The organism is Corynebacterium frankenforstense, from assembly GCF_030211955.1.
Taxonomy (GTDB): Bacteria; Actinomycetota; Actinomycetes; order Mycobacteriales; family Mycobacteriaceae; genus Corynebacterium; species Corynebacterium frankenforstense_A.
The window spans coordinates 19,190-44,435 of record NZ_JASODI010000014.1 but is presented as its reverse complement, the minus strand read 5'-3'; the positions used below and the strand labels follow the sequence as shown (position 1 = coordinate 44,435).

The window sequence follows — 25,246 nt, the reverse complement described above, 5'->3', positions numbered from 1 at the left end:
GAGCGGCCGGGTGGGAAACTCGGCCGCGACGTGCCGTGTCGCGGTTGAAATAGGCGCCGGAGATGACTAGTATCTACCGGGCGTATCTGTGCGCGCGCGCCCACGACCCAGTGATAGGTGGGGCGGGGCGGGCGTCGCGGGATCGGTGCGGCCGCGCGGCCGGGACCTTCGGACCCGGAGCAGCCGTGACCGGCACCGAGAGATGCGCGATCCTGTACACCTACGAGTCCTATCCCATTTCGGAGCACACGAACATATGCCCAACACCAACGTCCCTCAGGTAGCCGTCAACGACATCGGCTCCGCTGAGGATTTCCTCGCCGCGGTCGACCAGACCATCAAGTACTTCAACGACGGTGACATCGTCGAAGGCACCGTCGTCAAGGTCGATCACGACGAGGTCCTGCTCGACATCGGCTACAAGACCGAGGGCGTCATCCCGACGCGCGAGCTGTCGATCAAGCACGACGTCGACCCGGACGAGGTCGTCGAGGTCGGCGACGAGATCGACGCGCTTGTCCTCACCAAGGAGGACAAGGAAGGCCGCCTGATCCTCTCCAAGAAGCGTGCCCAGTACGAGCGCGCCTGGGGCACCATCGAGGACCTCAAGGAGAAGGACGAGCCGGTCACCGGCACCGTCATCGAGGTCGTCAAGGGCGGCCTGATCCTCGACATCGGGCTGCGCGGCTTCCTGCCGGCCTCCCTGGTCGAGATGCGCCGCGTGCGCGACCTGGAGCCCTACATCGGTCAGGAGCTCGAGGCCAAGATCATCGAGCTGGACAAGCACCGCAACAACGTCGTGCTGTCCCGCCGCGCCTGGCTCGAGCAGACCCAGTCCGAGGTCCGCTCCGAGTTCCTGCACCAGCTGCAGAAGGGCCAGGTCCGCAAGGGCGTCGTGTCCTCCATCGTCAACTTCGGCGCCTTCGTCGATCTCGGCGGTGTCGACGGCCTGGTGCACGTCTCCGAGCTGTCCTGGAAGCACATCGACCACCCGTCCGAGGTCGTCACCGTGGGTGAGGAGGTCACCGTCGAGGTCCTCGACGTCGACCTGGACCGCGAGCGCGTCTCCCTGTCGCTCAAGGCGACCCAGGAGGATCCGTGGCGCATCTTCGCCCGGACCCACGCGGTCGGCCAGATCGTCCCGGGCAAGGTCACCAAGCTCGTCCCGTTCGGCGCGTTCGTCCGCGTCGAGGAGGGCATCGAGGGCCTGGTCCACATCTCCGAGCTGGCCCAGCGTCACGTCGACGTGCCGGACCAGATCGTCACCGTGGGCGAGGAGCTCATGGTCAAGGTCATCGACATCGACCTCGAGCGTCGCCGCATCTCGCTGTCGCTCAAGCAGGCCGACGAGGACTTCTCCGAGGAGTTCGACCCGTCGAAGTACGGCATGGCCGACTCCTACGACGATCAGGGCAACTACATCTTCCCGGAGGGCTTCGACGCCGAGACCAATGAGTGGCTCGAGGGCTACGAGACCCAGCGCGAGGAGTGGGAGGCCCGCTACGCCGAGTCGGAGCGTCGCCACCAGCTGCACTCCGCGCAGGTCGAGCGTCACCACGCCGCGGCCGCCGAGGCCGCCGACGAGGCTTCCGCCTCCGCCAACTACTCCTCGCGCACCTCGGACGCGGCTCCGGCGTCCGAGCCCGAGGAGAACCACGGTGGCACCCTGGCCTCCGACGAGCAGCTCGCCAAGCTGCGCAAGAAGCTGACCGGCAACTGATCGGTCCGCCGCCTCCGGCGCTGACCTCCCGGTGACACCGGGCTGAGTCCCGCCGGCGGCACGAGCGGCCCCGTCCCCACGGTGGGACGGGGCCGCTTTTAGCGTCTCCGGGGGCGCGTGGCCGCGCGGGAGAACGGGCCACGCAGGCTCCGGGAGCTGCACATGCGCGGTGATATTCGCCACGGCGCATCGGAGCGCACGTCGGGGAACGAAGCACGCGGGGGAGGTGCAGCCGGGGGAGCGGCGCGGCGTCGTCAATCCCCCGGTCCGGGCACGGGGGAGCGGTGCCGACTCCCGCGGATGTGGGAACGGGATCGTTTCAGACGTCATCGGGGGTGGTTATGTCCGATCTGGTGGAATTTAAGAGATCGGAGGAGCGGGCGATTCTTTCGATTTTTTACCCGAATAGGGGGAACATCAGACTGTGAGCATGCTCCGGGTGTGTGGGAATGTGATCATTGCCATTGCCCCTCAAGCGGGGACCGGGCACATTTCAATTGCCCGTTTCGCACCGAACGGGCGTAAAGTTGTCTGGGCATACGTTGTGAGCGGGCGCGAACATCGCCCGTGGCATCGAAAGGGGAGCCAACACATGGCATCATCCACGACCACCACCGCGGAGCACATCCTCCGCGAGTTGGGCGGTCCCGAGAACATCACGTCGGTGACCCACTGCGCCACCCGACTGCGCTTCCAGGTCGCCGACCAGTCCATCATCGACACCGACAAGCTCGACAGCGACCCCGCCGTCCTCGGCGTGGTCAAGCAGGGCTCGACCGGCATGCAGGTGATCATGGGCGGCGGCGTGGCCGAGTACTACAACGCCCTGAACAAACTGCCCGGGATGGGCGACAACAAGAAGGCCGCGGACAACGGCTCGAAGAAGAAGCAGTACGGCGGTGTCCGCGGCAAGTTCGCCGGCGTCGACTACGCCTTCGAGTTCCTCTCCGACACCTTCCGCCCCGTCCTGTGGGCGCTGCTGGGCGCCTCGCTGATCATCACCCTGCTGGTCCTCGCCGACACCTTCGGCCTCCAGGACTTCCGCCAGGAGATGACCGAGCAGCCGCCGGAGTACCAGCTCGGCCACGCCATGTGGCGCTCGGTGTTCTACTTCCTGCCGATCATGGTCGGCGCCACCGCCGCCAAGAAGCTCGGCGCGAACGAGTGGGTCGGCGCGGCCATCCCCGCGGCCCTGTTCACCCCGGAGTTCCTCGGGATGAAGGAGGTCGCCGAGGAGGTCCCGACCGCCATCGAGGGCCAGTACAACTACGTGGTGCACATCTTCAACATCCCGATGTACATCCAGGACTACGGCGGCCAGGTCTTCCCGCCGATCTTCGCCGCGATCATCCTGTACTTCCTGGAGAAGGGCCTGAAGAAGATCATCCCGTCCGCGGTGCACATGGTCTTCGTGCCCTTCATCTGCCTGCTCATCATGATCCCGCTGACCGCCCTGGTCGTCGGCCCGTTCGGCGTGGGCCTGGGCAACGGCATCGCGCACTTCCTCGGCTGGGTCAACGGCGTCTCGCCGTTCATCCTGTCGGTGATCATCCCGCTGCTCTACCCGTTCCTGGTGCCGCTGGGCCTGCACTGGCCGCTCAACGCCATCATGATCGTCAACATCAACACCCTGGGCTTCGACTACATCCAGGGCCCCATGGGCGCCTGGAACTTCGCCTGCTTCGGCGTCATCACCGGCGTCGTGGTCGTCTCCTGGCGTGAGCACAACAAGCAGATGCGCCAGCTGTCCTTCGGCGCCTCGATGGCCGGCCTGCTCGGCGGCATCTCCGAGCCCAGCCTCTACGGCGTGCTCCTGCGCTACCGCCGCTCCTACTACCGCCTGCTGCCGGGCTGCTTCCTCGGCGGCGTGGTCATGGGCATCTTCAACATCAAGGCCTACGCCTTCGTGTTCACCTCCCTGCTGACCATCCCGGCCATGGACCCGATCGCCGGCTACGTCATCGGCATCGTTGTCGCCTTCTTCACCTCCTTCCTGCTGGTCGTCTTCCTCGACTACCGCACCCCGGAAGAGCGCGAGGAGATGCGCGCCCAGATCGCCGCCGAGCGCGAGGCCGCCAACGAGGCCGAGGACCAGCGCGTCGCCGCCGCCGGCGCCGCCGGCGGTGCAGGCACCGCGCTGGCCGCCGACGAGGTCGCCGGTGAGCCGGTCCAGGTCGGCTGCCCGCTGGCCGGTGCCGTGGTGCCGCTGGCCGACACCCCGGACGAGGCCTTCGCCGCCGGCGCCGTGGGCAAGGGCGTCTCCGTCGACCCGACCGGCGACACCGTCTACGCCCCGGCCGCCGGCAAGGTCATGGCCGCGTTCCCGACCGGCCACGCCATCGGCCTCAAGCTCGACGACGGCGTCCAGCTGCTGATCCACATCGGCATCGACACCGTCAACATGGAGGGCGACGGCTTCACCCTCCACGTCAAGAAGGGCGAGCGCGTCGAGGCCGGCACCCCGCTGGTCAGCTTCGACCGCGCCAAGATCGAGGCCGCCGGCTACTCGCCGATCACCCCGGTCCTGGTGACCAACCACAAGAAGCTCGCCGACGTCACCCCGCTGCTCAGCGGTGGCACCGTCGAGGTCGGCCAGGCGCTGATCGAGGCGACGCCGAAGGTCAAGGCCGCCCAGCAGTAGTGCACTGACACCACGCGGTTGAGCCGCCCTCGACCCTCCGGAGGACCCGGCCCCCACGCGGGCCCGGGTCCTCCCTTGTCGTCGCCGGGGTCTTGCGGACGTGTTCTCTCGGCGGGCGGTACCTGTCCGGCCGCACGCGGCTAGCATGGGCGCATGCTCAAGATCGGACTAACCGGGGGAATCGGCTCCGGCAAATCCACCGTCGCCGCACTGCTCGCCGAGGCCGGCCTCGAGATCGTCGACGCCGACCGCATCGCCCGCGAGGTCGTCGAGCCGGGGCGGCCCGCCCTGGCGGAGCTCGCCGAGGCCTTCGGCGCGGACATCCTGAGCACCGACGGCACGCTCAACCGCGGGGAGCTCGCCCGCCGCGCCTTCGTCGACCCCGAGCACACTGAACTGCTCAACTCGATCACCCACCCGCGGATCTCCGCCGAGACCGCCCGCCGCTTCGCCGCGGCCGAGGCCGCCGGCACCCGGGCCGTCGTCTACGACATGCCGCTGCTCATCGAGCAGGGACTCGACGCCAGGATGGACCTCACCGTCGTCGTCGACGTCCCCGCCGAGACCCGCGTGCAGCGCCTGGTGGCGCAGCGTGGGATGGACGAGAGTGACGCCCGTGCCCGCATCGCCGCCCAGATTTCCGACGAACGCCGGCGCGCCGCCGCCGACGTCGTCCTTGACAACTCCGGCCCGCGCGAGGCGCTCGACGCCCAGGTCGCCGAGCTCGTCGAGCGCGTGGACCGGATGGCCGCCGCGGAACCGGCCGAGTAACCTCGTAGCCCATGAGTCAGGAGCAGCACGCACAGGACGAGATCTGGGGCACCGGCCCCTTCGACAACTCCGAGGCCAAGGAGCTTCTCGAGGACATCGCCTCCGGGGTCTTCGACCCGGTGCACCTGCTGCCGGACCGCTCCCAGCGCCACCTCAACGCCGACGAGGGGCAGGTGATCGTCGCCCTGGCCGCCCTCGCCGCCGCCGACGACGCCGACCTGCCCGAGGGCATCGAACCCGCGGCCGTCGCCGGCCTGCGCGAGCCCGCCAACCGCGAGCGGCTTCGCCAGTCGCTCGAGGCCGTGCTGGCCGACGCGTCGGTCTCCGGCCTCTACGAGCGCTGGCAGCTCTCTGACGGCCAGCTGCTCGAGTGGAAGGCGCAGAGCTGGGTCGACCTCTCCTGAACAGGGGTTGATCGGGGTTTGATCCAGGACTGAACGGGGGAGGGGCGCCGGTTCGCGCGCAGGCGGCGTCGTCGTGGCGGTGGCCGCGCATCTCCTCGAGGACGTCGTTCCACTCGGCCTTGACCAGCCAGGGGACATCGTCGTCGCCCACGCAGAGCCATCCGAGGCCGTGGCCGCAGTGGCGAGCCTGCATGAGGACCCCGTGGTACTCCCGGAGTGCGTCGGGGGTGAGCATGAGATAGTCCTCGCAGTCGATGACGAAGATGTTTTTGCAGTCAGGCACGTAGAAGAGGAATGACTCCCGCACATGATCGGGGTCGCTCCGGATCTCGGCGACGCGGCGGGGGATGTCGCCGATCAGGCACCGGACGTGTGGGCCGGCGGCATGGAACCAGAAGGCCGGGATCCTGCGGCTGCCGCCGTTGAGCATTACGAGGTCAATGTCCGTGTCGAGCATCCGCATGTTGTCGATCGCCAGCGCGTAGAGCTCGTCGACGTCTCCGTGGACGTCGTCGTCGGTGAGCACGGTGGTGTCCTCGCCGTCGTACAGCACGAGCACCGTGAGATGGCCGTCGAGACGGTACTCGGGGGAGACATTGGAGAACCGTGCGTCCGGGTGCTCCCGCCAGGGTTCGTGCAGGATGTCGAGGCGCAGGTTGAGGAAGACGTCCGGGTCGTCGAAGTCCAGCCCCGCACCGGCGGAGTCTGTCCCGGGATCCCCGATCAGCCCGGCCGCGGCTTCGTCGAGCATTGTCTCGCGCTCGGCCAGCGTCGACGCGGCGAAGCGCTTGTGCAGGTCAGCGGTGTGCAGAGTCCCCTCGGCGGTGCTGATCACAGATCCATCTGCGTGGCGCTCGACGAGCAATCCCCGATACCGGCGGCGTTGATTCGTTTGATCAGGCGCGGGATGATCTTCTTGTCCAGTTTGCGGGCTTGTCTGTCGGCGTCGGTCACGGTCGCTCTCCTCTGCGGCGGGTCGTCGGTCTCTGTCGGGTCGGGCGCGCGGCCCACACCGGTGTGCGCGGCGCGCGTGCCCCGTACCTTCTTTGACCGGCCACCGTCCCCCCACACGGCTCCCGGTTGCGCGAAATCGCCTGCGCCGCCCGGTAGCTCCCGGCGACGCGCAGCGGCGCCTTCCCACGCGCCCACCGTGCGGGAAGCGCGGGCGGGTGGGACGCGGCGTCGTCAATCGGGGCGCAAAGCCCACGCCGCGGCGTGGCTAGAGTGGGGCGCATGGCATTCGCTGCTGAACACCCCGTGCTGTCCCACTCCGAGTTCCGCCCCGTCGGTGAGGTGGAACGATCCGACGGCAAGTTCGAGGTCATCTCGGACTACGAGCCCGCCGGCGACCAGCCGAAGGCGATCAAGGAGCTCGACGAACGGCTCAACCGCGGCGAGTCCGACGTGGTGCTCATGGGCGCGACCGGTACCGGCAAGTCGGCGACGGCGGCGTGGTTGATCGAGAAGCAGCAGCGGCCCACCCTGGTCATGGCCCCGAACAAGACTCTGGCCGCGCAGCTGGCCAACGAGCTGCGCCAACTGCTGCCCAACAACGCCGTCGAGTACTTCGTCAGCTACTACGACTACTACCAACCCGAGGCGTACATCGCGCAGACGGACACCTACATCGAGAAGGACTCCTCGATCAACGAGGACGTCGAGCGCCTGCGCCACTCAGCGACCTCCGCGTTGCTCTCGCGGCGCGACGTCGTGGTCGTCTCCTCGGTGTCCTGCATCTACGGCCTGGGCACCCCGCAGTCCTACCTCGACCGCTCGCTGGTGCTGCGCGTCGGCGAGGAGGTCGAGCGCGACCGCTTCCTGCGCCTGCTCGTCGACATCCAGTACGACCGCAACGACTACTCCCTCGAGCGCGGCGCCTTCCGCGTCAAGGGCGACACCGTCGACATCATCCCGGCCTACGAGGAGATCGCCGTCCGCGTCGAGTTCTTCGGCGACGAGATCGACTCGCTCTACTACATCCACCCGCTGACCGGCGACATCATCCGCCAGGTCGACGAGATCCGCATCTTCCCGGCCACCCACTACGTCGCCGGGCCCGAGCGCATGGCCAAGGCGATCGAGGACATCAAGGCCGAGCTCGCCGAGCGGCTCGACAGCCTGGAGAACCGCGGAAAGCTGCTCGAGGCGCAGCGCCTGCGCATGCGCACCGAGTACGACCTCGAGATGATCGAGCAGGTCGGCTTCTGCTCCGGCATCGAGAACTACTCGCGCCACGTCGACGGGCGCCCCGCCGGCTCCGCGCCGGCGACGCTGATCGACTACTTCCCCGAGGACTTCCTGACGATCATCGACGAGTCCCACGTGACCGTCCCGCAGATCGGCGGCATGTTCGAGGGCGACATGTCGCGCAAGCGCAACCTCGTCGAGTTCGGCTTCCGCCTGCCCTCGGCCATGGACAACCGCCCGCTGACCTTCGACGAGTTCGAGGACCGCGTCGGCCAGACCGTCTACATGTCCGCCACCCCCGGCGACTACGAGATGGCGGCGGCCGGCGGGGAGTTCGTCGAGCAGGTCATCCGCCCGACCGGCCTGGTCGACCCGAAGGTCACCGTCAAGCCGACGACCGGCCAGATCGACGACCTGATCGCCGAGATCCGCGAGCGCGCCGACAGGAACGAGCGCGTCCTGGTGACCACCCTGACCAAGAAGATGGCCGAGGACCTCACCGACTACCTGCTCGAGAACGGCGTGAAGGTGCGCTACCTGCACTCCGACATCGACACCCTGCAGCGCGTCGAGCTGCTGCGCCAGCTGCGCCTCGGCGAGTTCGACGTGCTCGTCGGCATCAACCTGCTGCGCGAGGGCATCGACCTGCCCGAGGTCTCGCTGGTGGCCATCCTCGACGCCGACAAGGAGGGCTTCCTGCGCTCCGACCGCTCCCTGATCCAGACGATCGGCCGTGCCGCCCGCAATGTCTCCGGCGAGGTGATCATGTACGCCGACTCGGTGACCGAGTCGATGCAGTACGCGATCGACGAGACCGAGCGGCGCCGCGAGAAGCAGATCGCCTACAACGAGAAACACGGCATCGACCCGCAGCCGCTGCGCAAGAAGATCGCCGACATCCTCGACCAGGTCTACGAGAACGACGCCGACACCGCCGGCGACGGCGCGCGCGAGACCGACGCCTCGCGCGCCTCCGGCGCGGGTGCCGACGCCGCGGTGGCCGGCCGCCGCGACACCGGCTCCATGGCCGCCGACGAGATCCAGGGGCTCATCGACGACCTGACCAACCAGATGCGCGCCGCCGCCGGCGAGCTGAAGTTCGAGCTCGCCGGGCGCCTGCGCGACGAGATCCTCGACCTGAAGAAGGAGCTGCGCGGCGTCAAGGAGGCCGGGATCTAGGCCGGGTGGGCGTGCGTCCGGGGCCGGGGGCGTCCACGGGCTCACCCGGAAGTGGGCGAGGACCCACGACCCGGTGTGGGGTGAGCCCCACGACACTCCCTGGCGGGGTACCCTTAGGGGGCCAGCAAAGACGAAAGGACCTGATAGCCCCATGACCTCCTACTCTTCGATCGCCGTCGGCACGGACGGGACCGACACCGCCGAGGTCGCGGTCCGCCGCGCCGCCGGTATCGCCCGTGACGCCGGCGCCAAGCTCACCATCATCAGTGCCTGGCACGGCCAGAACCGGGCCCTGCTCGACCCTCCGACCGCCGACACCTCCGTGCCGGTGATGGGTCAGCGCAACGCCGAGGAGTACGCCGAGGCCGCGCGCGCCATCGCCGAGGAGGAGGGCGCGACCGACGTCGAGACGTACACGGTGCGCAACCCCGCCGCCAACGCGCTCATCGACGCCGTCGACGAGAAGAACATCGAGCTGATCGTCATCGGCAGCCAGGGCGTGCACTCCCTGGCCGGGCGCCTCTTCGGCTCCGTGGCCATGGAGGTCCTCCGGCACTCGCCGGTCGACGTCATGGTGGTCAACACCGACGCCGTCAAGTGACGGTGCACCGGGACCTCCCGGTGCTAGAATTTGCCCAGTTGACAGCAGTCTAAGGAAGGTCACATGAGCGACACGTACGAGAAGATCGTCGTCGGCACCGACGGCTCCAACTCCTCGATGCTCGCGGTCGAGCGCGCCGCCCGTATCGCGGCCGCTTTCGACGCCACCCTCGTCATCGGGTGCGCGTACTACGAGAACAAGGAAGAGGCGTCGAAGACCCTGCGCCAGGAGTCCGTCACCATCCTCGGCGACGACCCGGCCCAGAAGAACCTCGAGACCGCCGCCGAGCACGCCCGCAAGTTCGGCGTGGACAAGATCGAGACCGAGGTCCGCCCCGGCGCCCCGGTCTCCGCCCTGATGCAGATCGTCACCGACCTCGGCGCCGACCTGCTCGTGGTGGGCAACCGCGGCATCAACTCCCTGACCGGCCGCCTGCTCGGCTCCGTGCCGGCCGACGTCGCCCGCCAGTCCGACTGCGACGTGATGATCGTCCACACCGTCGACTAGGGCTCCCCGGCCACATCTCCGCCGCTCCGCCCGTTCCGCCGTCCCGAGGGCGGGAGGCGGGCGGGCCGGGGGAGAGGGGGAATCAAAGAGAAGGCCGCGCGGATCACCGCGCGGCCTTTCGTCATGCTCTCGGCGGGTTTCCGGGTCACCCGATCAGCGTCAGCGACCGCGTCGCCCGGGTGACGGCCACGTAGAGGTCCTGCAGGCCCAGGGGCGAGGCCTCCTCGACGCCGTCCGGGTCGACGACGATGACGTGGTCGAACTCGAGGCCCTTGAGATCCCCCACCGCTCCGGGGCGCACCACCGCCACCGAGCGCTCCGGCTCCGCACGTCGCAGCCCGTCGGCGACCTCCTCGGGGTCCGTGCCCGCCGGGAGCCGACGCACCGGGATGCCCGTGGAGCGGATGGCCTCGGCCGGCCGCTCCTCGGGGTCGATGCGGGAGAGCAGCTCGTCGGCGACCTCCATGACCTCGCTCGGGGTGCGGTAGTTGACGCTGAGCGAGTGCCGGCGGAACCGGGAGCCGACGAAGGGCTCGAGCGTGTCCGCCCAGCTGTCCACGCCGGCCGGCGAGCCGTTCTGCGCGATGTCGCCGACCAGCGTCATCCACCGGGCCGGGCAGCGACGGAAGACCGCGCGCCACTCCATCGGGGTCAGCTCCTGGGCCTCGTCGACGACGACGTGGCCGTAGGCCCAGCCGCGGTCGGCGGCGGCGCGCTCGGCGGTGGTGCGGGTGTCTCGCTCCTCCTGGCGCGCGGCCAGGGCCTCGGCGTCGAGGACGTCGTAGGCGCCCAGGTACTCCGCGTCGAACTGGTCGTCGTCGTTGTCCGTGACGGCCGAGCCCTCGAGGACGTCCAGGGCGGCCTGCGCGGCCTCCAGGCGGCGCCGCTCGGCCTTCTCCTCCGGGTCGTCGTCGCGCTCGCCGGCCTCGCCCAGCAGCTCGGCGAGCTCGTCGAGCAGGGCGGCGTCCGAGGCCGTCCAGGCCTCGCCGTCCTCGCGCAGCAGCGCCTCGCGGGTCTCCTCGTCGTAGGCGCGCGCCGCCGAGTCCACGGCCGCCCGCGAGGAGAGCAGGCCCGCCAGCACCCCGGTCGGGGTCAGCCTCGGCCACAGCTCCTCGACCAGGTCGCGCACGACCGGCTCCTCGGCGAGGTCGTCGTGGAGCTGGTCGACGTCCGCCGCGCCGAGCAGGTTCTCGCCGCCGAGCGGGTCCGCACCGATCAGCTGCGCCATCTGCGCGGCCAGCTGGTCGATCAGCGACTCGGCGAAGGCGCCGCGGGCCTCGTTGTGGGGGCGCCGCGAGCGCCGCGCCCGGGTGCGCGCGGTCTTGACCATCGCCGGCTCGACGGTCAGCGTCAGCGAGCCGACCCGCAGCTCGCGGGGGTCGTCGGGCACCACCTGCAGGTCGCGCACGGCCTCGCGCAGGACGGTGACCATCTCCTCGGAGCCCTTGATCTCCCGGCCGAGCATCGGCTCCTCGGCCACCGGGCTCACCCCCGGGGTAGAGCTCGCCGAGGGTGGAGAGCACCACGCCCGTCTCGCCGAGCTCCGGCAGGACGTGCGAGATGTAGTCGAGGAAGACGCGGTTGGGCCCGACGATGAGCACGCCGGAGCGCGACAGCTGTTCGCGCCACGTGTAGAGCAGGTAGGCCACGCGGTGCAGGGCCACGGCCGTCTTGCCGGTGCCCGGCCCGCCCTCGACGACGAGCACGCCGCGGGTGGGGTCGCGGATGATCTGGTCCTGCTCGCGCTGGATCGTCTCCACGATCGAGGACATCCGCCCGGTGCGCGCGGCCTGCATCGCCTCGTAGAGCGCGGCCTCGCCGCCGACACCGGCGCGCAGGCTCGCCGCCTGCTCGGCCGGCAGCTCCGCGGCGGCCTCTCCGGAGAGGCGCTCGTCGTCGACGCCGGTGACCTCGCGGCCGCGCATGCGGATGTGCCGGCGGGTGCGCACCCCCTCCGGGTGCGCGGTGGTGGCCAGGTAGAAGGGCCGGGCGGCCGGCGCGCGCCAGTCCAGCAGCAGCGTGCGGTAGTTGTCCTCGCGCGCGTCGAGGCCCATGCGCCCGATGTAGCGGCGGTCCAGACCGTCCGCGCCGGGGACGGGGTTGTCGCCGTCGCCGGTGGGGTCCTCGACGTCGATGCGGCCGAAGACAAGGCCCAGCTGGGCCAGCGCCAGGCGGTCGAGGCGCTCGTTGAGCCCGTGGTACTCGGTCTCGCGCTGGACCAGGGCCTCGGCCTTGGGGTTGGCGGGGTCGACGTTGGCCTGCACCTCGTCGAGGCGGGCGCGTGCCTGCGCGATCTCGTCGTCCAACCGGGCGAACAGGCCGTCGGCGTAAGCCTGCTCCGCCGCGACCTCCGCGGCGTAGTCGGTGTCTTTCTCGCTGTCCCGGCTGGTCACGCTTGTTTCCTTCCTCCCGGTCTCGTCGGATGTGCGCATGTCACGAACAGAGCGACCAGGATACCCGTTTCCCGCCGCGGGTGGCACCGGCCCACGGCGAGGCATCGGCACACGGCGTCGGCCCCCCGGCGACGCGGCGGCCCAGCCTCCGGGTGCCGCAGGCACCCGGACATGCGCGCGCCCCCGCACCGGTGGTGCGGGGGCGGGGCCGACGCGACGTCGGCAATAAAATGCGCCGGAGAACTAGCCGAGCTTCTTCTGCGCCTTGGAGATCGCCTTGTCGGCGCGCTTGCGCAGCTTGTCGGCGCGCTTGCGGGCCTTCTTGGCGCCACGGGAGTTGGCCTTCTTGTCGGCCTTCTTCTCCGCCTTCTCGGCGGCGTCCTGGAAGCGGTCCTGCGCCTTGGCGGCGGCCTTGACCACGCCCTTCTTGGCGGTCTCGGCGTTGTCCTTGGCGTCGGCCAGCCACTGGTCCTTGTTGTCCTCGAAGAAGTCCTGGGCCTTCTCGGCCAGGTCGGAGGCGGTCTCGCCGACCTTCTGGACACCCTCGCGGGCGGCGTCGATCCAGTCGTCCTTGTTGTCCTCGACGTAGTCCTGGACGGTGGTGGCCTTGTCCTGGATCCAGTTGTTCGCCTTCTCGGAGAACTCCTCGGTCTCGGACTGGGTCGGCAGCGCGGCCTGGACCTTCTTCTTGCCACGGCGGGCGGCGTCGTTGGCGCGCCAGGCGACACCCGGCTTGCCCTCGGTGTCGACCGAGGTGATCGCCAGGCCGCCGAGCAGGGCCAGGTGGGTGATGAAGCCGGAGCGACGGTCCGCCTTCTCGCTCTCGTCCTGGGTCTCCCAGAAGGCGTAACGGCCGACCAGGGTGGGCACCGCGGTCAGCGCCAGGGCGGTGGCGGCCGTGCGCGGCAGCTTGCCCAGGGCCAGCAGGGAACCGGCGCCGACCTTGACGCCACCGAGGGCGCGGGCCACCAGCTCCGGGTCCTCGGGGACCTTGCGGGCGTACTTGCGCGGCAGCAGGGAGCGGGTCCGGTTGATCACGGACTCCGCGCTGTCGATGTGGGCCTCGGTGTTCACGAGCGTGTCGACGCCGTCGATGACGTAGACCGACGCCAGCATGGGGCGGGCCAGCTTGCGGATCATGTGTACCACTCCTCGGTTCACAGGTAGATGTTCGCTACCCGTCTCACTGTACTTGTTCCGCGTCACCAGCGACGGCGGTACCACGTCTCGAGATGCGGGCGCTCCGCCCCGAGCGTGGTCGCCGCGCCGTGACCGGGGTAGACCACGGTGTCGTCGTCGTAGACGTCGAAGATGCGCGAGGTGACGTCGTTGTAGAGGCGCAGGAAGTCGGCCTCCGCGGAGGTCTTGCCCAGCCCGCCGGGGAAGAGCGAGTCGCCGACGAACAGGCAGGTGCGCCCGTCGATCTCGGCGGTCAGTGCGGCCCCGCCCGGGGTGTGCCCGCGCAGGATGGCGACCGGCAGCTCGTGGCCGGCGAAGTCGATGTGGTCGCCGTGGTTGAGCTCGACGTCGACGGGCGCGGGCAGCGCCGGGGCGTCGAGGAAGGGCGCGTAGTGGGTGGCCCCGGTGGCGTCGAGGACCTCCGCCAGCGCGCGGGTGTGATCGGCGTGGCGGTGGGTGGTCAGCACCTTGGTGATGGTCACGTCGTTGTCGGCGGCCAGGCGCAGCAGCCGCGGGGCGTCGTCGGCGGCGTCGACGAGCAGGCCCTCGCCGTCGGCGTAAAGGAGGTAGCAGTTGTTGTCCATCGCGGAGACGGACACCTCCGCCAGCTGTAGCGGCGTGGCGGTCCGGTCGGTCCGGTCGGTAGTCTTCGCTTCGTTCGACTTCGTCTGGTCGTTCTCGTTCGGCTCGGTCATGCCCCCAGCTTAACGACGCGCGTTGGCGGCGTGAGCTGGCTCGATGCTATGTTCGAGAACCGACGGACCCGACAATCTTCTCAGGAACGGTGGGACGGAAATTGGCCGATCGGCTGGTGGTGCGCGGAGCGCGCGAGCACAACCTCAAGGGCGTCGACGTCGACCTGCCCCGCGACTCGCTGGTGGTCTTCAGCGGACTGTCCGGCTCGGGCAAGTCCTCGCTGGCCTTCGACACCATCTTCGCGGAGGGGCAGCGCCGCTACATCGAGTCGCTGTCCAGCTACGCACGGATGTTCCTCGGGCAAATGGACAAGCCCGACGTCGACTTCATCGAGGGGCTCTCGCCGGCGGTCTCCATCGACCAGAAGTCCACCAACCGCAACCCGCGCTCGACGGTCGGCACGATCACGGAGATCTACGACTACCTGCGCCTGCTCTTCTCGCGCGCCGGCACCGCGCACTGCCCGGTCTGTGACGCCGTCATCGAGCGCCAGACCCCGCAGCAGATCGTCGACCAGATCCTCTCCGGCCCGGAGAAGGCGAAGTTCCAGGTGCTCGCCCCGGTGGTGCGCACCCGCAAGGGCGAGTTCGTGGACCTCTTCGAGGACCTCTCCGCCCAGGGCTTCGTGCGCGTGCGTGTCGACGGCGAGGTCCACCAGCTGAGTAACCCGCCGAAGCTGAAGAAGCAGGTCAAGCACGACATCGACGTCGTGGTCGACCGCCTGCAGGTCAAGGCCAGCCAGAAGCAGCGCCTCACCGACTCCGTGGAGACCGCCCTGCGCCTGGCCGACGGCCTGGTCATCGCGGAGTTCATCGACGATGAGTCGCTGACCCGCGGCTTCTCCGAGAACCTCGCCTGCCCCAACGGCCACCACATCGACGTCGAGGAGCTCGAGCCGCGCGCCTTCTCCTTCAACAGCCCCTACGGCGCCTGCCCGGCCTGCGACGGCCTGGGAACGCGCACCGAGGTCGACGAGGACCTGCTGATCCCGGACCCGGAGGCCCCGGTCGTCGACGCCGTGCAGCCGTGGCACTCCAGCCCGAACAAGAAGTACTTCGTCAAACTCATCGAGGGCCTGGCCAAGGCGCTGGGCTTCGACCCGAAGACGCCCTTCAACGAGCTGACCCACGCCCAGCAGCGCGCCGTGATCGACGGCAGCGACGCCGAGGTCTCCGTGCGCTACCGCAACCGCTTCGGCCGCATGCGCAGCTGGACCGCCCCCTTCGAGGGCGTGCGCGGCTACCTGCACCGCAAGCTCGACCAGGCGGAGAGCGAGCACCAGAAGGAACGCTTCCTCGCCTACACCCGCCAGGTCGCCTGCCCGACCTGTGGGGGCGCGCGCCTGCGCCCGGAGATCCTCGCCGTGCGCCTGGCCGGCGGCGGGACCGAGCTCTCGATCGCGGGGCTGACCGAGCTGTCCATCGAGGCGGCCTCGGCCTTCCTCGACGACCTCAAGCTGGGCTACCGCGAGGAGAAGATCGCCGGCGCGGTGCTCAAGGAGATCCAGGCCCGCCTGCACTTCCTGCTCGACGTCGGCCTGAACTACCTGACCCTGGACCGCTCCGCCGGTTCGCTCTCCGGCGGCGAGGCCCAGCGCATCCGCCTGGCCACCCAGATCGGCTCGGGCCTGGCGGGCGTGCTCTACGTCCTCGACGAGCCGTCCATCGGCCTGCACCAACGCGACAACCAGCGCCTGATCGCCACCCTGGAGAACCTGCGCGAGCTGGGCAACACGCTCATCGTCGTCGAGCACGACGAGGACACCATCCGGGCCGCGGACTGGATCGTCGACGTCGGCCCGCGCGCCGGCGAGTACGGCGGCGAAATCGTCTACCAGGGCGAGCCGAAGGGCATCCTCACCGCCGAGAACTCGCTGACCGGCGCCTACCTGGCCGGCCGCCGCGAGATCACGGTGCCCGCCGAGCGCCGCCCGGTCGACCCGGACCGCAAGCTGCGCGTGGTCGGCGCCCGCGAGAACAATCTCAAGGGCATCGACGTCGAGTTCCCGCTGGGCCTGTTCACCTGTGTCACGGGTGTCTCCGGCTCCGGAAAGTCGACCTTGGTCAACGAGATCCTGGCCAAGGTGCTCGCCAACGAGCTCAACCGAGCCCGCCAGGTGCCGGGTCGGGTGCGCCGCGTGGAGAACGTCGACCTGCTGGACAAGCTGGTCCAGGTCGACCAGTCGCCGATCGGGCGCACCCCGCGCTCGAACCCGGCGACCTACACCGGCGTCTTCGACAAGATCCGCACGATCTTCGCCGAGACCCCGGAGGCGAAGGTGCGCGGCTACAAGCCGGGCCGCTTCTCCTTCAACGTCAAGGGCGGCCGCTGCGAGGCCTGCCACGGCGACGGCACGATCAAGATCGAGATGAACTTCCTGCCGGACGTCTACGTGCCCTGCGAGGTCTGCCACGGCGCCCGCTACAACCGCGAGACCCTCGAGGTGACCTACAAGGGCAAGAACATCGCCGAGGTCCTCGACATGCCCATCGACGAGGCCGCCGGCTTCTTCGAGTCGATCACCTCGATCCACCGCTACCTCAACACGCTCGTCGACGTCGGCCTCGGCTACGTGCGCCTGGGCCAGGCGGCCACGACGCTCTCGGGCGGCGAGGCGCAGCGCGTCAAGCTCGCCGCCGAGCTGCAGAAGCGCTCCAACGGCCGCACGATCTACATCCTCGACGAGCCGACCACGGGCCTGCACTTCGAGGACATCCGCAAGCTGCTGCTGGTCATCCAGGAGCTGGTGGAGAAGGGCAACTCAGTGGTGGTCATCGAGCACAACCTCGACGTGATCAAGTCCGCGGACTGGATCATCGACATGGGCCCCGAGGGCGGCGACGGCGGCGGCATGGTCGTCGCGCAGAGCACCCCGGAGCAGGTGGCCACGGTCGAGGGCTCCTACACCGGCAAGTTCCTCGCAGACGTCCTCGGTGTGAAGAGGGCCGCGAAGAACTGACCCGGCCGGGCGGAGTCAGTCGCGCGGGGGAGTGCCCCACCCGGACTCCGGCGCCGCCTCGCCGGCCTCGATTGACGACGTCGCGTCGGTCGCCGCGGGTGCGCCCCACCCCTTGGTGGGGTGGTCCGGGATCTCTCGGTCCGCGGGGTCCTGAGCCTCCGCGGGCCGTCCGGCGTTGCGGTGATCGGCGTAGCTGCGGCGCAGGGCCACCACGCCGAGGAGAATGAGGCCGCAGGCGATGAAGGCGAGGGCGCGCGGCAGGCCGCTGATCGCGGAGAGGTCGTAGATGATCAGCTTGACCACCGCGGCGCCGGCGATGACCCCGCCGACGGTCAGCGAGACGTTGTCGCTCATCCGCGGGCCGACGATCAGGATCCAGGCGCCCAGGGCCATCCAGGTCACGGAGACGAGGCCGTGGGCGACGAGGAACGCCGTCGAGACCGCGGCGGGGGCGAGGGCGAAGACCGCGGCGCAGATCAGCGTCACGGTCACGGTCATGCTCAGGCCCAGCACGATGAGCGCGGCGACCCAGCGGATCGCGACCGGCAGGCCGGTCAGTCGGCGCGCCTGGGTGAGGACGGCGACGGTCACCGCGATGAGGCCGAGCACGGTGAGGACATGGTAGGCGTCGCCGAGCCGGTCCGGGCGCAGAGGATCGAGGGCGTCCGCCGTCGGGACGGCGGCCAGCACGGAGACCAGCGCCAGCCAGACCCACCACGGGACGGATCCGGTGGTGTGGCGGTTCTCCGGGTCGAGGTCCGGCCCCGGTGTCGGGGCCGGCGGGTAGATCTGGAAGGTCCGCGCGGCCAACACCACGCACACGGCGACGACCAGGTGGACGGCGAGGTCGCGCAGGCCGTCGGCCAGCGGCCGGTCCAGCGGCGAGAAGCCGAGGTCCGCGATGTTGTGCGCGGCCACGGCCGCGCTCAGGGGGATCAGCACCAGGGTGATCACGCCGAGCAGGAAGGCGTGGCGCTCCGGCAGCGCCGGGCGGGCTAACAGGTGGACCCCGAACAGCGTGAGCGGGACCAGAACGGTGAGCACCACCAGCGCGGACGGGACCGTGGAGCCCGGTGGCATGAGCCCCATCCCCAGCAGGGCCAGGGGCGCCGAGAACGACCAGACGGACACCCCGCCGCCCGGACCCGCGCCATTGGCGGGCCGACGACGCAGCGTCAGGAACGCCAGGCCGAGGCCGAGGATGACGACCACCGGGACCCAGAGGGGGTAGAGGGCGTTGGCGGTCACGGCCCGGAAGGGCACCAGGCAGAGCACGGTCGAGGCCGCGGCGGCCGCGTGCAGCGGGCGGTCGAAGCGCGGGATGAACACGGAGACGAGGAAAAGCGCGGCGCCCTGGAGCCACAGCAGCGGCAGGAGGAAGTTGGCGGTGCTGCCGAGGATCCAGGCGAGCGGGGGAGCGATGACGGCCATCGCGACGAGCAGGCGGGGCCACCGCAGCCGCACGGCGATGACGAGGTAGGCGGTGAAGGTGACCACCGCGACCAGGCCACCCACGGCGTCCGGCCACCAGTCGAGCCAGGTCAGCACTCCGATCGTGGTGACCTGCACGCCCCCGTAAGAAGTGATCGACAGCGCGGCGACGGCCGTGTCCTTCTCACCGTCCCGGTTGCGCCGGTCGACGGCGACGGCCGCGGGCAGCAGTGCCAGGGCGGCGAAGTAGGCGAGGATGACGCGTCCCAGCGGGCCGAGCCAGCCGCGCTGGATGGCGAGCGCGAGCAGCAACACCAGACCCGCGATGACGATCAGGCCGCCGGTGACCGCGGCGACACGCATGACGATCTGCTCGGTCGTCAGCGGCGGCTTCGGCGGACCGGCGGGCCGGGAGGCCGCCCACGGGCGCTGCCCCGCAGGAGCCGAGGCGCGGATCGTCCTGGCGTCGAGCGGCGGGCGAGGGGGCTTGGGCCCGCGCGGCGGGGGACCGGTCGGCCCCGGAGGTCCGGGTGGTGCGGGAGGGCCGGGCGGTGCGGGCGGCCCCTGGTGCGCATCGGGACGCGGAACCGCGGCACCGGATGGCACCGGGGCACCGGCCCCGCGAGGACGCGGGGCCGGGCGGGGAGCGACGGGTGCGCCCGGACGGGGGCGCGGCGCAGGCGCGACCGCCCCGGCCGCGACATCCGGGTGCGGCTGCGGCTCCGGTCCGACACCCGACTCCGTGGCCTCGGGCTCCCCGGAGACGGCGGGACGGGCGGGGCGCGCGTCCTCGTCCACGGAGCTCAGGTAGTCCAGCAGGTCGTTGCTGAGGCGGGCGGTCTCTGCGTTGAGCTCCGCCAGGCGCCGCACCAGGTCGGTGAGCTCGGGGCGTGGCGGCTCCCCGGCACCGGCGGCGTCGCTGGTCTTCGGCGGTGGTGTCATGGGCCAAAGTTTAGTTGCCGGCCCCGACCCCGGCGTCCCGGCGGACGGGGAATCAGGGCGACGGGGGTGGTGCGGTTAAGATGGTGCCGATTTCACCTGGCGGTCGACGACCGCCACGTCCGAGAGATCGGAGGATCACGCGGACCATGGACCCCCGCGACGACGACATCGCCGACCTGTCGCGCGTCGACGACGACGGCCGCGAGGCCTCGCCCCGACGCGGCGGGCCGCGCTATTACTCCGGCACGCGCGACTCCTACCGCGTGCCGCGCGCGGACGAGCGCCACCCGTGGGCCGCCGTCGCGATCTTCGCCGCCCTGCTGGTCTGCGTGATGATCCTCGGGGCCTTCCTCTACGTCGTCTTCATCGGTCCGAACCGCTCCCACGAGGACCGCGCCGCGGCCCCGCAGACCTCCACGAGCCAGTCGCTGACCACCACCAGCCGGTCGACGACCACGACGTCGAAGACGCCGAGCTCGACCACGCGGTCCTCGACGACGACCAGCTCGAGCAGCACGACGAGCACGACGACATCGAGCTCCGAGCCGACGACCTCGACGACCACCAGCGCCGAGCCGGCGCCCGAGGGTGCGCGCTCCTGCGGTGCCAGCGGGCGCTGGTCCGTCTACGCCGCCTCAGAGGCGACCAGTTGCCCGTTCGCCCAGAACGTCGCGTTGCGCGCCGGCAACGGCGACACCGCCCAGTTCGAGGCCGTCAGCCCCGTGACCGGCGAGACCTACACCATGCAGTGCACGCCGGCCGGTAACGGCGCGATGGACTGCCGCAACGACACGGGCGCGGTGGTGGCGCTGCGCGCGCGGTAGGCGCGGGCGTCGTCAATTGAAAGGGGGCGCCACGCGCGCCGATTTGGACGCACACGGCGGTGCATGTAACGTACGTGCCACTACCGCCCGAGACCGTCCACCTGACGGTCCTGGGCCACAAGAGGAGATCATCCCACCTTCAGCCGCCGGGCGACCGGCTGGTCACAGGTCCACACCCCGCGGCACGGCGTGCCGGGCCGCGGAGCGCAACGCATCTCCTGTGTCACGTACCGCGTGGCGCAGGATTTTTGTTGGGGGATCCCTCAAGTGGCGCGGTACAGACCCTATCTACCCTGCTATTTGAGGAGTACACATCAGCGCTGAAGCTCGCATCAATGAGCGAATCCGAGTTCCCGAAGTTCGCCTGGTAGGACCCAGTGGCGAGCAGGTCGGCGTCGTCCGTACCGACGACGCCCGCAAGCTCGCCTACGACGCCGACCTCGACCTGGTCGAGGTGGCCCCCAAGGCGAAGCCCCCGGTCTGCAAGATCATGGACTACGGAAAGTACCGGTACGAGCAGGACCAGAAGGCCCGTGAAGCTCGCCGGAACCAGCAGCGGACTGTGGTCAAAGAGCAGAAGTTCCGTCCCAAGATCGACGAGCACGATTACGAGACGAAAAAGGGCAACGTGGTGCGCTTCCTCGAGAAGGGCTCCAAGGTCAAGGTCACCATCATGTTCCGCGGTCGCGAGCAGTCCCGCCCCGAGCTGGGCTACCGCCTGCTGGAGCGGCTGGCCGATGACATCGCCGAGTACGGCGTCGTCGAGTCCCGTCCGCGCCAGGACGGCCGCAACATGACGATGGTCTTCGGGCCAGTTCGCAAGAAGAACAACAAGAAGAAGTAAACCGCAACAGGGATTGACGAGGACGAAGCCATGAAGCAGAAGACCCACAAGGGGATGGCCAAGCGCGTGAAGGTCACCGGCTCCGGCAAGCTGCGTCGCGAGCAGGTCAACCGCCGCCACCTGATGGAGAGCAAGCCCTCCAAGCGCACCCGCCGGCTCAAGGGCACCGTGGACGTGCACAAGTCGGATCAGAAGCGCGTCAAGCGCCTCCTCGGCCGCGCCTGACACGAAGCGTCAGAACCGCCGCCAAACACTCATCCCCCGAATGAATAAGTAAGGAAGTTCCACTGTGGCACGTGTCAAGCGCTCCCTGAACGCCAAGAAGAAGCGTCGCGAGATCCTCAAGTCCGCGAAGGGCTACCGCGGCCAGCGCTCCCGCCTTTACCGCAAGGCCAAGGAGCAGTGGCTGCACTCCATGACCTACTCCTACCGCGATCGTCGCGCCCGCAAGCGCGAGTTCCGGAAGCTGTGGATCCAGCGCATCAACGCCGCCGCCCGCATGAACGGCATCACCTACAACCGTCTGATCCAGGGCCTGCGCCTGGCCGAGATCGACGTCGACCGCAAGATCCTGGCCGAGCTGGCCGTCAGCGATTTCGACGCCTTCTCCGCCGTGTGCGAGGCCGCCAAGGCCGCCCTGCCGGAGGACGTCAACGCCCCCAAGGCCGTCGCCTAAGACCTTCGGGAGCCCGCGCGGACTCACACCCGCGCGGAAGAAATGACCCGCCGCACCGTTTCTGGTGCGGCGGGTCTTTCGTGTCCGGTGGGTGCGCGGGGCTCGGGCGTGGCCGGGTTGGCGGGGAGGAGCCTGTGCGGCGGGGACTGGTCCCCATGGGTGGGCACCCCGGGACGGTGTCGCGGTACGCAGAGCGGGAACTTTTCGTGAGAGCCATCAGACGTCGACGCCGTCTGTGAAAGGAAGACCACTGTGACGAACGCCGACGACGGAGCGGGGCAGCCCGCCGGCAACCCCGGGTACGGGGGAGCAGAACCATCCGGGGTCAGGGCAGCAGAACGCCTACGGGTACCAGGGCTACGGCCAGTAGCCCGGCGGCGGCCTTCCCAGGCAGTCCGCGGCGCCGAGCGAAAAGTCGATGCTGGTGGCGGCCTTGGTCGCGTTCTTCCTCGGGCAGATCGGCGTGCACAACTTCTATCTCGGCCAGACTAAGCGCGGGGTGGCCAAGGTGGTGGTCTATCCGATGCCCTGGTCGTCTTCCTCTTCAGCTTCTTCATGGTGAACGGCGCGCTCGATCTCGTGGATGAGGGTTCCTACGTGTCCGACACGTTCTTCTATCTCAGCGTGTTGACCGTGATCGTGACGCTGCTCATCTGCTTCGCCATCGGTGTCTGGTCCTTCGTCGAGTTCATCCTGATTCTGATGCGCAATGGCCGCTACGGCCTCGACGCACAGGGACGACCGCTGCGCTGACTAGGGACGGCTTCAACGGAGGCGCACCTCGGGGAGTGCGCTGCGGGTTCTCTTCATTTCGGCTTGCGCGTGGCTGTGTCGGGGTTAATCTATGCGCAACAAGTTATTGGCAGGTTCCGGCGCTCGCCGGCGCCGCAACCGAAGGGATTCCCGATGTCGAGCCCCATCTCCGACCCGAACCAGCGTCCCGAGGAAGGCCACAACGGCCAGTACGGCTACGGCGACCAGCAGGGCCACACCGGTGGTCAGCCCGACTACGGCTCCCAGTCCGGGTACGGTTCTCAGCCCGACTACGGCTCCCAGTCCGGGTACGGTTCTCAGCCCGGCTACGGCGGACAGCCCGGGTACGGTTCTCAGCCCGGCTACGGCGGACAGCCCGACTACGGCTCCCAGTCCGGGTACGGTTCTCAGCCCGGCTACGGCGGACAGCCCGGGTACGGTTCCCAGCTCGGCTACGGCGCGCAGCAGGGCCGCCCCGGCCCCGGCGGCCCCGTCAGCGAGAAGTCCATGGTCCTGGCCGCCGTCCTCGCCTTCTTCCTCGGCGGCATCGGCGTGCACAACTTCTACCTGGGCCAGAAGCAGAAGGGCCTCATCCACATCGGCATGGTCGTCGTCGCCCTGATACTCGTGTTCATCGGCATGATCGCCGTCGGGGCCGCGTTGGACGGCGGTTCCGGCGCCGCGGTCGGCGGCATCATCTACGTTCTCGGTGCCGTGGTCAGCGCCGTCAACGGCATCTGGGCCTTCGTGGAGTTCATTCTGATCCTGATCCGTAAGGACAGCTACGGCGTCGACGAGCACGGTCTTCCCCTGAGCTGACCCACCGCCGGGCAGTGGTGCACCACCCGAGGGAGGTTCAATGTCCGTTCCCGGGGCCGGCCGGTGGTCCCGCCACCCCGCACGGCGCGAACACCGTTTACGCCGACCCGGGACCGGACCACTGGGTGACGGCCAGCCCGAAGTCGGTGGTCATCGCCGCGGTCCTGGCGTTCCTCCTCGGCAGCTACGGCGTGCACAACTTCTATCTGGGCCAGATGCTGCTCGGGGTGGTCAAGCTCGTGCTCGGCACGGGAGGTTTCCTCCTCGCGTTCGCCGGCGGCGTGGTCGCCGGTTTCTCCTCGGAATTCGTCAGTGAGACTGCCGCGATCGTCGGGGTGTGCATCTACTGCGTGGGGCTGCTCGCCGTGATCGGAAACGCCGTATGGGCCTTCGTCGAGTTCATCCTGATCCTGATGCGCAAGGGCCGCTTCGGCGTCGACGAGCACGGCCTCCGCCTGAGCTAGGTCGGGGTGCCCGTCCGTGCGCGGGAAACCGGACACAGGTTCCGCGGGAATTCGCCCGTTTCCGGCTGCCCCGCGTGCGATCTCGGTTATTCTTCGTACACGCTCATTTGGTCTAGCTACGGTGAGCGCCCGATCCGAGACCTCGAAGGGGAACCGATGTCCAACTACACCTCCGGCCCCGGTCCGTACACGGCACCGGAAGGCCAGTTCCATCAGGGCCAGGCCACGCCACCGGGCCACGGCCCGGGAGGGCCGGTCAGCAACAAGTCCATGGTCCTGGCCGCCGTCCTCGCCTGGTTCCTGGGCGCCTTCGGCGTGCACAACTTCTACCTCGGTCAGACGAGGCAGGGGCTGATCAAGTTCGCGGCGGTCGTGGGCGGGTTCGTCCTGGTGTTCGTCGGCATGTTCGCCGGCCTCATCGCCACCAATGCCGACGGGGTCATCGGGGCGATCCTGGGATTCGTCGTCACCGCCGTCTGCTTTCTGCTGATAATGGGCGTCTGCGTCTGGGCCCTGGTGGAGTTCGTCCTGATCCTCATGCGCAAGGGCCGTTACGGCGTCGACGAGAAAGGCCTGCCTCTGTCTTGACCTATTTCGCCCGGTGCAGGTGTGGCCCGACCGTTGCGGTCGTATGCTTTGCGGGCAATAGATTGACGACGTCGCGCGTGACACCAGGTGGTCCCGCGCGGCGCATCCACAACGAAAGGTTCATTACGATGACGCACAACCCCGGAAACGGCGGCTACGGGCCCGACGGTTTCCACGGCGGGCAGGGCGGCGGTTACGGGTCCGATGACCCCTACTGCTCCTACGGGCAGCAGGGGTACGGCGACCAGGCGGGCTACGCGGGGCAGCAGTACGGTTACGCGTCCAAGGGGTTCCCGCCGGCGCCCAAGAGCAAGGTCGCGGCCGGCCTGCTCGGCATCTTCCTGGGGGAGTACGGCGTCCACAACTTCTACCTCGGCTACAAGCAGCGTGCGATCACCCAGTTGGTCATCACAATCATCGGCTACGTCACGATGATCATCCTCATCGGATTCCTGATGGTCGCCGTCACGGCGATCTGGGGCCTGATCGAGGGCATCATGATCCTCGCCGGAGCGGACAGCTACCAGCGGGACGCGGACGGCGTCCCACTGGTCTGACCAGGCCGGTGCTTCCCGGTTGGCCCCGTCGGTAAAGTGTGGGGCACGGGCCCGAACGGGGCCCGCGTGCATGTCTGGGGCATGTACGCCCACGACGCCACCGGAAGGCCG

Annotated in this window: 22 protein-coding genes and 1 pseudogene; 18 read left to right on the top strand and 5 right to left on the bottom strand. The window is 69.4% G+C overall.

Annotated features, from left to right (window positions below; all coding sequences use genetic code 11):
• Positions 1 to 256: 256 nt before the first annotated feature.
• The 4 genes from rpsA (at position 257) to QP119_RS08240 (ending at position 5,536) form a co-directional block, all read left to right on the top strand.
• Positions 257 to 1,720 (top strand): 30S ribosomal protein S1, encoded by a 1,464-nt coding sequence (rpsA, locus tag QP119_RS08255; RefSeq protein ID WP_284775195.1) that lies wholly within the window; start codon positions 257 to 259, stop codon positions 1,718 to 1,720.
• Between the two features lie 592 nt (positions 1,721 to 2,312).
• Positions 2,313 to 4,361 carry a glucose PTS transporter subunit IIA gene (locus QP119_RS08250; protein WP_284775193.1) on the top strand — a complete coding sequence of 683 codons (2,049 nt, stop codon included), beginning with the start codon at positions 2,313 to 2,315 and terminating at the stop codon, positions 4,359 to 4,361.
• Positions 4,362 to 4,514: 153 nt separating this feature from the next.
• Entirely contained in the window at positions 4,515 to 5,132 is a 618-nt protein-coding gene (coaE, locus tag QP119_RS08245) for a dephospho-CoA kinase (RefSeq protein ID WP_284775191.1), read from the top strand.
• 11 nt (positions 5,133 to 5,143) lie between these two features.
• Positions 5,144 to 5,536 (top strand): DUF4259 domain-containing protein, encoded by a 393-nt coding sequence (locus tag QP119_RS08240; RefSeq protein WP_284775189.1) that lies wholly within the window; start codon positions 5,144 to 5,146, stop codon positions 5,534 to 5,536.
• A gap of 831 nt (positions 5,537 to 6,367) precedes the next feature.
• Here the strand turns inward: QP119_RS08240 and QP119_RS08235 are convergent.
• Complete coding sequence (locus QP119_RS08235; protein ID WP_284775186.1) at positions 6,368 to 6,490, bottom strand: hypothetical protein; 123 nt, start codon at positions 6,488 to 6,490, stop codon at positions 6,368 to 6,370.
• Positions 6,491 to 6,769: 279 nt separating this feature from the next.
• Here QP119_RS08235 and uvrB point away from each other — a divergent pair, with 279 nt between their 5' ends.
• From uvrB to QP119_RS08220, 3 genes are all read left to right on the top strand, one after another.
• The gene (gene uvrB / locus QP119_RS08230) at positions 6,770 to 8,902 is read left to right on the top strand and encodes an excinuclease ABC subunit UvrB (protein ID WP_284775185.1); all 2,133 of its coding nucleotides are present in this window, start codon (positions 6,770 to 6,772) and stop codon (positions 8,900 to 8,902) included.
• Between the two features lie 151 nt (positions 8,903 to 9,053).
• Positions 9,054 to 9,503: a universal stress protein gene (locus tag QP119_RS08225; RefSeq protein ID WP_284775183.1), complete on the top strand. Its 450-nt coding sequence runs from the start codon at positions 9,054 to 9,056 to the stop codon at positions 9,501 to 9,503.
• 63 nt (positions 9,504 to 9,566) lie between these two features.
• On the top strand, positions 9,567 to 10,010 hold the full coding sequence (locus QP119_RS08220) for a universal stress protein (protein ID WP_284775181.1): 444 nt from the start codon (positions 9,567 to 9,569) through the stop codon (positions 10,008 to 10,010).
• A 145-nt stretch (positions 10,011 to 10,155) separates the two neighbouring features.
• On the opposite strand, the pseudogene QP119_RS08215 reads toward QP119_RS08220, so the two are convergent.
• The 3 genes and pseudogenes from QP119_RS08215 to QP119_RS08205 form a co-directional block, all read right to left on the bottom strand.
• Positions 10,156 to 12,442 (bottom strand): annotated as a pseudogene (locus tag QP119_RS08215) (HelD family protein).
• A gap of 204 nt (positions 12,443 to 12,646) precedes the next feature.
• On the bottom strand, positions 12,647 to 13,543 hold the full coding sequence (locus QP119_RS08210) for a DoxX family membrane protein (RefSeq protein ID WP_284775179.1): 897 nt from the start codon (positions 13,541 to 13,543) through the stop codon (positions 12,647 to 12,649).
• Positions 13,544 to 13,605: 62 nt separating this feature from the next.
• A complete protein-coding gene (locus QP119_RS08205; protein ID WP_284775243.1) occupies positions 13,606 to 14,166 on the bottom strand; it encodes an MBL fold metallo-hydrolase in 561 nt (186 codons plus the stop codon).
• 212 nt (positions 14,167 to 14,378) lie between these two features.
• On the opposite strand from QP119_RS08205, the gene uvrA reads away from it, so the two are divergent.
• Entirely contained in the window at positions 14,379 to 17,237 is a 2,859-nt protein-coding gene (gene uvrA / locus QP119_RS08200; protein ID WP_284775177.1) for an excinuclease ABC subunit UvrA, read from the top strand.
• Between the two features lie 15 nt (positions 17,238 to 17,252).
• Here uvrA and QP119_RS08195 read toward each other — a convergent pair whose 3' ends face one another.
• A complete protein-coding gene (locus QP119_RS08195; protein WP_284775175.1) occupies positions 17,253 to 19,031 on the bottom strand; it encodes a DUF2339 domain-containing protein in 1,779 nt (592 codons plus the stop codon).
• A gap of 725 nt (positions 19,032 to 19,756) precedes the next feature.
• Between QP119_RS08195 and QP119_RS08190 the strand changes: the two genes are divergently transcribed.
• The 10 genes from QP119_RS08190 (at position 19,757) to QP119_RS08145 (ending at position 25,135) form a co-directional block, all read left to right on the top strand.
• Positions 19,757 to 20,434, top strand: coding sequence for a hypothetical protein (locus QP119_RS08190; protein WP_284775174.1), 678 nt, complete (start codon positions 19,757 to 19,759; stop codon positions 20,432 to 20,434).
• A gap of 313 nt (positions 20,435 to 20,747) precedes the next feature.
• Complete coding sequence (infC, locus tag QP119_RS08185; protein ID WP_075663906.1) at positions 20,748 to 21,278, top strand: translation initiation factor IF-3; 531 nt, start codon at positions 20,748 to 20,750, stop codon at positions 21,276 to 21,278.
• Positions 21,279 to 21,308: 30 nt separating this feature from the next.
• Entirely contained in the window at positions 21,309 to 21,503 is a 195-nt protein-coding gene (gene rpmI, locus QP119_RS08180) for a 50S ribosomal protein L35 (protein ID WP_075663905.1), read from the top strand.
• 64 nt (positions 21,504 to 21,567) lie between these two features.
• Entirely contained in the window at positions 21,568 to 21,954 is a 387-nt protein-coding gene (rplT, locus tag QP119_RS08175) for a 50S ribosomal protein L20 (RefSeq protein WP_075663904.1), read from the top strand.
• Positions 21,955 to 22,378: 424 nt separating this feature from the next.
• Positions 22,379 to 22,516 (top strand): NINE protein, encoded by a 138-nt coding sequence (locus QP119_RS08170; RefSeq protein ID WP_423777782.1) that lies wholly within the window; start codon positions 22,379 to 22,381, stop codon positions 22,514 to 22,516.
• Positions 22,513 to 22,707, top strand: coding sequence for a hypothetical protein (locus QP119_RS08165; protein WP_284775170.1), 195 nt, complete (start codon positions 22,513 to 22,515; stop codon positions 22,705 to 22,707). Before QP119_RS08170 ends, QP119_RS08165 begins: the two co-directional genes overlap by 4 nt.
• A 153-nt stretch (positions 22,708 to 22,860) precedes the next feature.
• Complete coding sequence (locus tag QP119_RS08160; protein WP_284775168.1) at positions 22,861 to 23,526, top strand: TM2 domain-containing protein; 666 nt, start codon at positions 22,861 to 22,863, stop codon at positions 23,524 to 23,526.
• 17 nt (positions 23,527 to 23,543) lie between these two features.
• Positions 23,544 to 23,990: a TM2 domain-containing protein gene (locus QP119_RS08155; protein ID WP_284775166.1), complete on the top strand. Its 447-nt coding sequence runs from the start codon at positions 23,544 to 23,546 to the stop codon at positions 23,988 to 23,990.
• Between the two features lie 156 nt (positions 23,991 to 24,146).
• Complete coding sequence (locus tag QP119_RS08150) at positions 24,147 to 24,578, top strand: TM2 domain-containing protein (RefSeq protein ID WP_284775163.1); 432 nt, start codon at positions 24,147 to 24,149, stop codon at positions 24,576 to 24,578.
• Positions 24,579 to 24,706: 128 nt separating this feature from the next.
• Positions 24,707 to 25,135 (top strand): TM2 domain-containing protein, encoded by a 429-nt coding sequence (locus QP119_RS08145; RefSeq protein ID WP_284775162.1) that lies wholly within the window; start codon positions 24,707 to 24,709, stop codon positions 25,133 to 25,135.
• Positions 25,136 to 25,246 lie beyond the last annotated feature (111 nt).

Excerpts from the sequence above, each read along its gene's own strand:
- rpsA (WP_284775195.1), top strand. The coding sequence starts at position 257 with ATGCCCAACACCAACGTCCCTCAGGTAGCCGTCAACGACATCGGCTCC.
- QP119_RS08250 (WP_284775193.1), top strand. The coding sequence starts at position 2,313 with ATGGCATCATCCACGACCACCACCGCGGAGCACATCCTCCGCGAGTTG.
- coaE (WP_284775191.1), top strand. The coding sequence starts at position 4,515 with ATGCTCAAGATCGGACTAACCGGGGGAATCGGCTCCGGCAAATCCACC.
- QP119_RS08240 (WP_284775189.1), top strand. The coding sequence starts at position 5,144 with ATGAGTCAGGAGCAGCACGCACAGGACGAGATCTGGGGCACCGGCCCC.
- uvrB (WP_284775185.1), top strand. The coding sequence starts at position 6,770 with ATGGCATTCGCTGCTGAACACCCCGTGCTGTCCCACTCCGAGTTCCGC.
- QP119_RS08225 (WP_284775183.1), top strand. The coding sequence starts at position 9,054 with ATGACCTCCTACTCTTCGATCGCCGTCGGCACGGACGGGACCGACACC.
- QP119_RS08220 (WP_284775181.1), top strand. The coding sequence starts at position 9,567 with ATGAGCGACACGTACGAGAAGATCGTCGTCGGCACCGACGGCTCCAAC.
- QP119_RS08210 (WP_284775179.1), bottom strand. The coding sequence starts at position 13,543 with ATGATCCGCAAGCTGGCCCGCCCCATGCTGGCGTCGGTCTACGTCATC.
- QP119_RS08205 (WP_284775243.1), bottom strand. The coding sequence starts at position 14,166 with ATGGACAACAACTGCTACCTCCTTTACGCCGACGGCGAGGGCCTGCTC.
- QP119_RS08195 (WP_284775175.1), bottom strand. The coding sequence starts at position 19,031 with ATGCGTGTCGCCGCGGTCACCGGCGGCCTGATCGTCATCGCGGGTCTG.
- QP119_RS08190 (WP_284775174.1), top strand. The coding sequence starts at position 19,757 with ATGGACCCCCGCGACGACGACATCGCCGACCTGTCGCGCGTCGACGAC.
- rpmI (WP_075663905.1), top strand. The coding sequence starts at position 21,309 with ATGAAGCAGAAGACCCACAAGGGGATGGCCAAGCGCGTGAAGGTCACC.
- QP119_RS08160 (WP_284775168.1), top strand. The coding sequence starts at position 22,861 with ATGTCGAGCCCCATCTCCGACCCGAACCAGCGTCCCGAGGAAGGCCAC.
- QP119_RS08150 (WP_284775163.1), top strand. The coding sequence starts at position 24,147 with ATGTCCAACTACACCTCCGGCCCCGGTCCGTACACGGCACCGGAAGGC.
- QP119_RS08145 (WP_284775162.1), top strand. The coding sequence starts at position 24,707 with ATGACGCACAACCCCGGAAACGGCGGCTACGGGCCCGACGGTTTCCAC.